The organism is Robinsoniella sp. (genome assembly GCF_034124845.1).
Map to the genome: position 1 here is coordinate 1 of NZ_JAWYAJ010000492.1, position 10,267 is coordinate 10,267.

Here is a 10,267-nt window from a genome sequence, read left to right on the forward strand (position 1 = left end):
CTTCCAACCTGAAGCATATTAATATCGTGATTCGCTTCTAAAAGTACGCCGTCCAGTCCCTGAAGATGGTCTACTATGTAATCGTTATAATGTCCCAGATCTGTGATTACACCCACGGATTTATGTTCATGGTTAATACGGTAGGCTACCGGGTCAGCCGCATCGTGGGAAATGGAAAATGGCGCTACTTCCAGATCTTTAATACAAAATGGCTTATCCGGATAGATCTCACAAAAAAGAGATTCATCCACTTTACCTAGAGGTGAATAAGCTTTCATCGCTTTGATGGTACCACCGGTTGCATAGATTGGTATCTGATACTTTCTTGCCAGAACGCCCAAACCTTTTATATGGTCGGAATGTTCATGTGTAATTAAAATGCCGTCCATTTCTGCTGTTTTTCGGTCAATGGAGTTTAAGCCGGCTTCAATTTTCTTGCCGCTTAAGCCAACGTCTACCAGTAGGCTGGCATGTTCTGATCCTACGTAGATGCAGTTTCCGCTGCTTCCGCTTGTTATACTACAAAAATTCATGTTCTATCAATCCCCTGTCAATTTGTTCATATGTATTTTCTACAATATTGCTGCTGTTGTCAACTACAAATTGACAATGCTGGCGAAATACGTTGTCACGCATCTGGTTTTTCATAATCTGTTTTACTTTTTCATCCGAATATCCACGTGCCGTCTTGAGTCTGATTCTGCGCACATCATCAGAGGTATAGACATACCAGAATTCGTCACAGATAGTCTCATAGTGGTCTTCAATCAAAAGAGCCGCTTCAATTACCACAAAAGGAACTTTACCGGCTGCACGTTCTTTTTTGATTTCATTTACTATATATTCCTTTACTGCAGGATGGACAATCCGGTTCAGCTTTTGTAATTTTTCCGGATTTTCAAAAACAATATCAGCAAGCTTACTGCGGTTGATATTCTGATCCCCATTCAAAATACTGCTTCCAAATGATTCTGCAATGCGGTAATAACATACCTGACCCGGGGACATCAGAAGATGTCCAACCTGGTCAGCCTGAATGACTCTGGCATGATACATTTTTGAAATATAATCTAAAACGGTGCTCTTACCGGCGCCTACTCCGCCGGTGATTCCTAATACTTTCATTAGTAAACCTGTCTCCTATCTACTTAGCCTCATACCAGTTATTCCCGGTATGCATATCGATCTCCATTTTAACAGCCAGATCAGCAGCACCTGTCATTTCCGCTTCCAGTATCTGCTCAACCTGTTCAAGTTCATCCTGTGACGCTTCGATTAAAAGTTCATCATGGACCTGAAGAATCAATCTGGATTTCAGACCCTTTTCCTTTAAACTGTTATTCACACGAATCATGGCAATTTTTATAATATCGGCAGCAGTTCCCTGTATGGGAGAGTTCATGGCTACACGTTCTCCAAAAGAACGCTGCATAAAATTACTGGAAGTTAATTCCGGAACAGGACGTCTTCTGCCAAACATGGTCGTTACATATCCTTCTTTTTTCGCAGCTTCCACCGTTTCATCCAGGAACTGTTTGATTCTGGGATAGGTGATGAAGTACTGCTCAATATATGCAGCAGCTTCTTTCCGGGTGATACTCAGATCCTGGCTAAGCCCAAATGAGCTGATGCCATAGACTATACCAAAGTTTACAGCCTTTGCATTACGCCTCTGCAGGTCTGTTACTTCCTCAAAAGGTATATGGAATACCTGGGAAGCCGTAATGCGGTGGATATCCTGTGCCTGCTGATAAGCGTTTATTAAAGTCTCATCCCCTGAGATATGTGCAAGTACGCGTAACTCAATCTGGGAATAATCGGCATCTACGAATACATATCCCTCTTTTGGTACAAATACTTTACGGATGAGTCTTCCGAGTTCCATGCGGATGGGAATATTCTGCAGGTTCGGTTCTGTGCTGCTGATTCTTCCGGTAGCCGCAATTGTCTGGTTGAAGGTGCTGTGGATTCTTCCGTCCTCAGAGATATAATTGGCAAGTCCGTCCGCGTAGGTAGATTTTAACTTCGTAAGCTGGCGGTATTCCAAAATGTCGGTTACAATTGGAAAATCGGGAGCCAGTTTTTCCAGAACATCTGCAGCAGTGGAATATCCGGTTTTGGTTTTTTTGCCGTTGGGGCAATTTAACTTTTCAAATAAAATAACACCCAGCTGCTTCGGTGAATTGATATTAAACTGCTCTCCTGCCTGTTCGTAAATGGATTTCTCCAGTTCTGTAATGCGGATCAGCAGCTGTTCGCCATAGATTTTTAAGGCTTCTGACTCCACCAGAATTCCTTCCTGTTCCATATCAAAGAGTGTATAAACCAAAGGCATCTCAATTTCGTCAAACAGATGATCCATCTGCATTTCTACAAGGCGTTCCCGGATTTTAGGTGTGGAAGAATAAGCCACAAAAGCTGCATAACATGCATAGGTTAACAGTTCCGTTTCCTTTTCCTCAGCAGCAGCTGTGAGCGACATTTTTCCCAGCAGTTCCGCCCTGGAAGGAACCATCATATCCAGGTACTCTTTTGCCAGATCTTCATAGGTGTAAGTATCTTTCAACGGATTTACCAGGTAAGCCCCAATGGCTCCATCTGCAAATTTAGGCTGCTGTTCTCTGGTTACGGCAAGGTATTTTAACTGTTCTTTCAGATTAATGGTACTGACAGCAGGAACTGCCTGAACCATTTCCTGTATTTTTCCAATCAGGTAATCTTCCAAAATAAATCCTTCAACGGGAATAAAATAAATATCGGAAGGTCCAAAACAAAGGGAGCATCCGAATAAACTGTTTTTCTCAGTGAAAAGCTGTATGCCGACATGCTTGTTTTTGCCTGCATTTGTAAAGATCTCTTCTACTTTGCCAAAATCATTTGCTTTTGTAAAGACATCTGTCACGGTATTCACCGGTGCTTCACAGTCAAATTTGGAAAGCATATTTTTAAAATCCAGCCGTTTAAACAATTCAAATGCTTTTTGGGTATAGAGATTATGAATGCGGGCACTTTCCAGTGAGAAATCCAGAGGGCTTTCTATGTTAATGGTAGCCAGCTCTTTACTCAGCACAGCCAGATCATAATGGTTTTTTAAGGATTCTTTTGCCTTATTTGGTTTTATCTCTTCCACATGAGCATAGGCATTTTCAATGGAGCCATATTCTACAATTAATTTTGTAGCGGTCTTTTCTCCAACACCCGGTATGCCCGGGATATTGTCAGAAGCATCACCCATCAAAGCCTTTAACTCGATAATCTGAAGAGGTGTAACCTGATATTTTTCAATCACGTCCTTGGTATTGTAATCTTCTACTTCTGTACCGGTCCGCTTCGTCTTGGGAATACGGATTTTGATCTGATCGGTTGCCAGCTGCAGCATGTCCCGGTCACCGGATACGATGGAGACTATGAGTCCCTCTTTTTCCATCTTTTTTGCTACCGTGCCCAAGAGGTCATCCGCTTCAAATCCCTCCAGCTGCATGAGAGGAATATCCATTGACTGGAGCACTTCTTTCATCACCGGTACTTGCTGACGCAGTTCGTCAGGCATTGGCTTTCTGGTGCCTTTGTATTCTGCATACATATTATGACGGAAAGTAGGGGCTTTCAGGTCAAATGCCACAGCCAGATAATCCGCGTTTTCTTCGGATAATATTTTAAACATGATATTTAAAAATCCATAAATGGCATTGGTATGAAGTCCTTCTGAATTCGTGAGATCCGGGATTCCATAATAAGCCCTGTTTAAAATACTATGTCCATCGATTAAAACGATTTTTTCACTCATACATATCTCCAATTACTTTTTTGTAGTCTGATTCTCAGTACTCTTATTTTTTGCATTCTTTTTCTTTGTATTCTTCTTTTTTTTATTTGAGGATTTTTCGCTGGCAGTATTGGAAGAACTTTCCGTCTCGGGAGTTTTTTTCACACTGCTCTTTTCAGTGCCCGACGCTTCTTCAGTATCCAAAGTTTCGATCTGGTAAATCTGAGGTATATCTTTTAAATTTTCATCGATCTCGGATTTTGGATTGCCATAGACAAATTCATAGATTGTTGTCTGCTGAATTGTTTTATTGCTGCCCCACATCTGAAACTGGGTAAACAGTACGATCAACAGAGCCAGCTGAGCCACAGCCATAAAGCAGTGCCGGTAAAAACGCATGATCTTTCTGCGGTGTACACGATGCTCCGAAGAATGCAGGTCATCAACCAGAAGTTTCTGGATATTGTAGTTCATATGACTTTCATCATCCAGACGTTCCAATGCAAAATAGATCGTAAAATAAATCTCTAGTTCTTCATGGCATTCCGGACATTCTTTGATATGCTCAATGAATTTTTCAAGTTCTTTATCATTTAATTTTCGCTGTATATAAGGCAAAATCATCTGCTGGGCAGTTTTACAATCCATATGCTTTCCTCCGAAAGGCAAAATTTAAACGAGGCGTATTTGGAAATGAATTTTCAAACATGTTCTACATGATTCTAACACACCTTATTCAAAATTGCCATTACAAAATAAAAATGGCCCCTGTAATATCCCAGATAAAGGCGTCTGGCATATTACAGAGGCGTATTATGAAGCCGATTTGATACTGTTCGTTTATTAAAAAATTTTCCGTACGTTATTATCGCTCATATATATTTATATACACGCGTTCCCCACTTCACGCAGTACTCCCTCAAACGATAACAGTAATCAAATCAGACAGCTTCCGAAAAAGAATAATGAGTTAATATTTGTCTGAACACCAATATATTAACTCATTTTGAAAAAATTGCAATAGCTTTTGACTAACTGGATTCGATTCTTGTCTAACTGGTAATTTTTGTTTCCTATTTGGATTTTTTACCGTTAGATTTTTTAAGAGCCTCTGGTTTAGATGGCTGGTAAATTCCGATCCATGATGGCCAGTCTCCACCTTCTAATGCTACAGCATGTCCAGCTGCTGCAACAGCTTTTAACAGGTTTTCTTTAATATTGGCTTTCATTTAATCGCCTCCTTTTCAATATTTCTATGATTATTAATATGATAACGGCAACATGAACAAACAATACTAAAACAGCAAGTTCATTGTAACCGAATAACCATCCGCATATGCCTACTACTTCACAAATTATTACCCTCATTAATACTTTTCGTTTTACGAGGGATCGTTCAGCAGAGTCTAAAGGGGATTCCAGATTTTCAACAGGTGAAAACTGCCACATGAAAAGTGGAACATATATGTATGCCAGTACAAAAAAGGCAAAATAAACATCTGTAATTTTAAAAAAACGTACTGACGCCATGATAAATCCAAATACAATAATTAATGATAGATTACATTTTAGATAAGAACTAGCGTGGTAACCGCCACTTTGAGTTCTGATCCATGCAAATATTGAAAAACCTATTAAAGCTAAAAAAAGCCTATTAAAAATAATACCAATTAATAATATCCAGAATATATTTACTATTGTAGATATTATTAACTCAAACCCATACTGATAAACCTCTTTTTCAGTGCCTTGAATGATCATCTTCCGGACACATAAATCAGTCACCACATTAGCACACTTGGAAATCATAACTTCACCTAAATCCCTATAAACTTCATAGAATTTTACATTTCTATAGGATTTTACCAATTTATTCTATAAGTTTCAATACGAATTGACTAGTTGGTTTGATTTCTTGTCTAACTGGTAATCAAATTATATTTTTATCATAATATGTGCTATAAATACATTGTCCTTTTCGTAATATTCTACAATACCTCCGTTCTTATTAACAGCTTCTGCTACATTTAGATGTCCCAGACCATGTTTTCCGGAAGTGTCTTTTGTAGATAATAGCTGTGGATTTTTCTTTAAAACTGATTCTTTAATAGGATTTTTTACAAAAATATTAAAATAACTCTTTTCTTGATACATTTCCATTGAAATCCATTTGTCTGTGTTATGCATATTCGCTTCAATAGCATTATCCAGAAGATTGAATAAAACAATACTGGTATCAACGCCATCCAGAATGCTTGCGTTACCAGCTATTTTGATATCCAAAGAGATACCATATTTCTGGCAAACATCAGATTTAGCATGCAGGACGGCATTAATGGTGTGGTTATTGCAGATTTCAGATGCTGTAGTTTGTTGAAGATAAAAGTCGGATACCTTTTTTGCATAATCTTTTACGGTATCATATTTTTCTTCAAATAATAGTGTTTGTATACAGGCAAGGTGATTTTTATAATCATGCCGCATCTTGGATTCTCTATTTTCAGCATCTTTAATCTGAAATAACTGTCTTTCCAACTCTTTGCATTTCAATTCTGTTAATTCCATATGTAAAATGTCCTGGTTTTCCTGACTTAATGTTAGTATAGAATGATAGATATAAATATCAATGATGATAATACCAATTAAAATGATAAGAGCTTTAATATTCATAGCTTCGTCGGTAGGATTGTTTCGAACCATTAAATACAAAGCTAAATCCGTTATAAATGAAACGAGAAATACGATCAAAAATGTAAACCACTCTCGTTTCCTAAGGTTTAATTTGCTCCGTTTCATTACACGTAATATTACCTGGATAAATACATATAATAATACTTTAGATATAATAAATACCCAGATCAAAATATATGATTCTGAAGTTAATAAAGCATGTACACTTATATTAAAAGACATTGCAACTAATTGATAGATAAATGTATTAATCAGCGTTAACATAATGAAAGGGGTAAAGCAGCATAACATCTGAAGAATTGCGCTCCCGTCTAATGCCCATCTGCAATAAATCCATAGAACTAAGATAGCCATAATGGGAAGGATTACATCACTTCTATAAAAAGTTCCTGTAAATTGTGCAATTAGTATTATCAATATGACAGCTAACACTCCGCCTATTTTCTTAGATATAGAGTCGTCTTTTAATCCCAGATATTTAACCACAAAATATAAAATCATAAAATTTTCAATCGGACTGGCTAAAAATTTAGTAACTGTATAAAGAATTTCCATTTATCGTCCCCTCATATATGCAATAAACCGCTGTTTCACATCCTTCTTACGGCTTCTGCTCATTGGCAGTTCGATTTCATTTTCCATAATCACAGTATCATTCTCGATGCTTGATACATATTTCAAATTCACCATAATACCATTATGAATTCTGCACAGCCCATTCTTAGCATAATTTTTCTCAAAATCACGCAGTGAGGCCCAGACCTGAAAGGTCTTGTCGTTGGTGCAGATAATTGCGATTTTTCTGTCCATCTTTTCCATAAATAAAATCTGCTTGATGGGAATGAGGTGTATACCGTCAGCATCTGTAATCTCCAGTACCTCGTTCTCATCGGTGTTCAGGTCGAGAAAGCCGTTTAAGACTTCCGGCAATTCTGTTTCCATATACTCTTTTCTTATGAATTGAAACGGGTGATACTTAAAAGTGTCGAAAACTAGATTTGCATGGCTGGTTACAAAGACAATGCGGTTGCTGATTCCTGACTGATAAAGCTGTGATGCAATTTCCATACCTGAGATTTCGGGCATATCAATATCCAGAAAAATTAGATCTGCCTGGTTTTCTGATACAAAAGCAAGCAGATCATTTCCGTTATATTTTGCAGTTAATTGATAATCTTCATTCGTATCAGCCATTTGACTTACTATGATATTTTTAATTTTCTCGGCAATAATGGGTTCATCATCACATATGACGATATGAAGCATAAAATTTCTCCTTTGTTCCTTCTATATAATATTCTTATGTAAATATCCGGCAACTTTAATGGCTGCCCCCTAGGCATCTGTATCAACGCCTATCAAATACACTATAGCATATCATACAAATAAATTCAGGGTTTGTCCACAATTTTTTCAAGTTACGTATTTATATAAAACCGCAAAAAAATAAGAATGCCGATCTGATTTATGCTGCTTTTTAAACATTAACCAAATGACATTCCTATTTCTATTACTAATTGCATAGATATTCGGCAACATGGACTAACAATTCGTTGCAATCATCGCCATGGATCTGCATTTCAATATTAGTGGAATTACTCAGCGTAAATGCACTGACCAGGGATTTCGCGTCCACCACGTAGTGTCCACACTTTAAATCCACATCATAATCATAACCGCTTACGATATTTACAAATTTTATGATGTCCTCAGGACTCTGAAAATTAACGGGCATCTTTGTCATCAGTTTACCTCCTTTCCATCTTCTGTATGTAATCATTATAGTACTCTTTCTTTCGGTTCCACAAGGGTAATATTTTATGATTTTTAGTACTTTTTTTATTACATTTGACCATAAAATACGAGTATATGGATGGTAAATATTAACATGTAAACATTGTATGAACATTTCCATTTTTAGTAGAAAAATTTGTCGAATTTTGCTAAAATATAATTATTAGAATTTTTGTGATAGGTGGGCAAATTATGGGAGAAATCAGAGTAGATGACAACAAAAAACTGTTACAATTATCTGGAAGTATGTTATTATTCGTTTTTAGCCTTTTTTTGCTATTTCTGGCAAAAGAATACAAAGGATTTGCGGAGTGGTATTCGGCAACGATTTATCCGGTTCTGGTCAACAGTATCGGGCGATTGGAATCCATATTTCCGTTTTCTTTAGTAGAAATTTTCCTCTATATTGCTTTAACTGTCTGTATTATTCGAGTTTTCATCTTCATTTTTCAAGTGGTCCGCAAAAAGAAAAAATTATTACATATTTACATAGGCCTTTTATACTTGGTACACGGAACCGCAATCCTCTTTTTTTTATATACGATTAACTGCGGTATTAATTATCAGAGAGTATCTTTTTCAAAGCACAATGGTTTTGAGGTCATTTCCTACACCTCATCCGATCTGGCTATTCTGTGTGAAGATTTAACGGTAGAAGTAAATCTGTGGGCAGGAATGGTAAAACGCAACACGGAAGGTATCTGTATAGTTGACACTGCCGTTCAGAGTCAGGCAGTAGAGGCTATGAAAGAGATCAGTAAATCTTATATCGGATTGTCGGATTACTACCCAAGACCGAAAAAATTATGGGCATCCGGTATTTTATCTGTTCAGAGCTTAAGCGGTATTTATTCTCCCTTTACAATTGAAGCGAACTACAATGGAGATATGCTTCCCTATAATATCCCATTTACTGCGTGTCATGAACTCTCCCACTTAAAAGGGTTTATGCAGGAGGATGAAGCAAATTTTATTGCATATCTGGCATGTGAAAAATCTGATGTTCCGGAATTCCGTTATAGTGGCAGTCTTACCGCCTGGATCTCCAGTATGAATGTGCTAAGCAGATCGGATAAAGAAGCCTACAAAAGAATACGCAGACAGCTGAACCCGATTATAGAAGCAGACCTTACTGCCAATAATAGCTTTTGGAAACGCTATGATACAAAAGTGGCAAAGGCTGCTGTGAAAATGAACGATACTTATTTAAAAGCAAATGGTCAGTCAGACGGTGTTAAAAGTTACAACCGGATGGTGGATCTGATGGTAGGATATAAAGTGTTTTTTAAGTAATTTGCATTGACTCTCCTGATAAATCCCTGTATACTTAAAATATTTAACGGGTATAGCTACTAGTACCGCCAAATTTTAAAGCAATGGACTACTAGTAACACACTGAATATAGAGATCGTAAGGAGGACAAAACATTGGAGGATAAGAACAGGGAACATAAAAATTCTTATTGGAAAGGCATTATAACAGGAGCCGCAGCAATGGGGATCATCTGTATAATGTCTTTATTGATTTATACGAACAGTAAGGCATGGGATTCCAGGTCGGTGGCTGGGGAAACTAATGGAGCTCAACTGGCTGCCACGGAAAGTGAGAATGGAACTGAATCCGGAAAATCGAATGAGCTGGATGTGTCCCGCATAGCTAATAAGATCAGTACTATTCAAAATCTAATCGACAAGTATTATTACTTTGATGAGAATAGTGAACAGGTTGAGGACTGGATTTACAAAGGAATGCTGTATGGGCTGGATGATGTTTATTCGGCTTACTATAATAAAGAAGATTTTGAATCTATGAAAAAATCTTCTTCCGGCAATTACTGCGGCATTGGCGTACTGGTTAACCAGCACTATATAACAAAACAGACAAGTATTGCTAAAGTCTATGAAAATAGTCCGGCTGAAGGCGCAGGTATGCTGACAGATGATATTATTATGGGCGTAGATGACATCAATGTAACCGGAACCGATCTAAACAAGATCGTTGAAATGATATCAGGGG

At 37.5% G+C, this 10,267-nt stretch carries 11 protein-coding genes; 2 read left to right on the forward strand and 9 right to left on the reverse strand.

Going from position 1 to position 10,267, the window contains the following annotated elements; all coding sequences use genetic code 11:
• From ACH2DQ_RS24055 to ACH2DQ_RS24095, 9 genes are all read right to left on the reverse strand, one after another.
• The coding region (locus ACH2DQ_RS24055) for an MBL fold metallo-hydrolase (RefSeq protein ID WP_395028567.1) at nucleotides 1–533 on the reverse strand (533 nt) is incomplete at its 3' end.
• Nucleotides 520–1,125, reverse strand: coding sequence for a dephospho-CoA kinase (coaE, locus tag ACH2DQ_RS24060; RefSeq protein ID WP_394911347.1), 606 nt, complete (start codon nucleotides 1,123–1,125; stop codon nucleotides 520–522). The genes ACH2DQ_RS24055 and coaE, both read right to left, overlap by 14 nt.
• Nucleotides 1,126–1,144: 19 nt before the next feature.
• Nucleotides 1,145–3,787, reverse strand: coding sequence for a DNA polymerase I (polA, locus tag ACH2DQ_RS24065; protein ID WP_394911348.1), 2,643 nt, complete (start codon nucleotides 3,785–3,787; stop codon nucleotides 1,145–1,147).
• 12 nt (nucleotides 3,788–3,799) lie between these two features.
• Nucleotides 3,800–4,414: a zf-HC2 domain-containing protein gene (locus ACH2DQ_RS24070; protein ID WP_394911349.1), complete on the reverse strand. Its 615-nt coding sequence runs from the start codon at nucleotides 4,412–4,414 to the stop codon at nucleotides 3,800–3,802.
• 425 nt (nucleotides 4,415–4,839) lie between these two features.
• The gene (locus ACH2DQ_RS24075; RefSeq protein ID WP_394911350.1) at nucleotides 4,840–4,995 is read right to left on the reverse strand and encodes an AgrD family cyclic lactone autoinducer peptide; all 156 of its coding nucleotides are present in this window, start codon (nucleotides 4,993–4,995) and stop codon (nucleotides 4,840–4,842) included.
• Entirely contained in the window at nucleotides 4,979–5,575 is a 597-nt protein-coding gene (locus ACH2DQ_RS24080; protein WP_394911351.1) for an accessory gene regulator ArgB-like protein, read from the reverse strand. The genes ACH2DQ_RS24075 and ACH2DQ_RS24080 overlap by 17 nt, the downstream gene beginning before the upstream one ends.
• Before the next feature lie 126 nt (nucleotides 5,576–5,701).
• On the reverse strand, nucleotides 5,702–7,012 hold the full coding sequence (locus ACH2DQ_RS24085; protein WP_394911352.1) for a sensor histidine kinase: 1,311 nt from the start codon (nucleotides 7,010–7,012) through the stop codon (nucleotides 5,702–5,704).
• Nucleotides 7,013–7,723: a LytR/AlgR family response regulator transcription factor gene (locus ACH2DQ_RS24090; protein ID WP_394911353.1), complete on the reverse strand. Its 711-nt coding sequence runs from the start codon at nucleotides 7,721–7,723 to the stop codon at nucleotides 7,013–7,015. It lies immediately after the preceding gene.
• Nucleotides 7,724–7,970: 247 nt separating this feature from the next.
• Nucleotides 7,971–8,201, reverse strand: coding sequence for an HPr family phosphocarrier protein (locus tag ACH2DQ_RS24095; protein WP_394911354.1), 231 nt, complete (start codon nucleotides 8,199–8,201; stop codon nucleotides 7,971–7,973).
• A gap of 242 nt (nucleotides 8,202–8,443) precedes the next feature.
• Between ACH2DQ_RS24095 and ACH2DQ_RS24100 the strand changes: the two genes are divergently transcribed.
• Both ACH2DQ_RS24100 and ACH2DQ_RS24105 read left to right on the forward strand, forming a co-directional pair.
• Nucleotides 8,444–9,544: a DUF3810 domain-containing protein gene (locus tag ACH2DQ_RS24100; protein WP_394911355.1), complete on the forward strand. Its 1,101-nt coding sequence runs from the start codon at nucleotides 8,444–8,446 to the stop codon at nucleotides 9,542–9,544.
• 134 nt (nucleotides 9,545–9,678) lie between these two features.
• Nucleotides 9,679–10,267, forward strand: a 589-nt coding sequence (locus ACH2DQ_RS24105; RefSeq protein WP_395028568.1) for a S41 family peptidase, incomplete at its 3' end; no start/stop codon positions are given.

Excerpts from the sequence above, each read along its gene's own strand:
- ACH2DQ_RS24070 (WP_394911349.1), bottom strand. The coding sequence starts at position 4,414 with ATGGATTGTAAAACTGCCCAGCAGATGATTTTGCCTTATATACAGCGA.
- ACH2DQ_RS24075 (WP_394911350.1), bottom strand. The coding sequence starts at position 4,995 with ATGAAAGCCAATATTAAAGAAAACCTGTTAAAAGCTGTTGCAGCAGCT.
- ACH2DQ_RS24090 (WP_394911353.1), bottom strand. The coding sequence starts at position 7,723 with ATGCTTCATATCGTCATATGTGATGATGAACCCATTATTGCCGAGAAA.
- ACH2DQ_RS24100 (WP_394911355.1), top strand. The coding sequence starts at position 8,444 with ATGGGAGAAATCAGAGTAGATGACAACAAAAAACTGTTACAATTATCT.
- ACH2DQ_RS24095 (WP_394911354.1), bottom strand. The coding sequence starts at position 8,201 with ATGACAAAGATGCCCGTTAATTTTCAGAGTCCTGAGGACATCATAAAA.
- ACH2DQ_RS24080 (WP_394911351.1), bottom strand. The coding sequence starts at position 5,575 with ATGATTTCCAAGTGTGCTAATGTGGTGACTGATTTATGTGTCCGGAAG.
- polA (WP_394911348.1), bottom strand. The coding sequence starts at position 3,787 with ATGAGTGAAAAAATCGTTTTAATCGATGGACATAGTATTTTAAACAGG.
- coaE (WP_394911347.1), bottom strand. The coding sequence starts at position 1,125 with ATGAAAGTATTAGGAATCACCGGCGGAGTAGGCGCCGGTAAGAGCACC.
- ACH2DQ_RS24085 (WP_394911352.1), bottom strand. The coding sequence starts at position 7,012 with ATGGAAATTCTTTATACAGTTACTAAATTTTTAGCCAGTCCGATTGAA.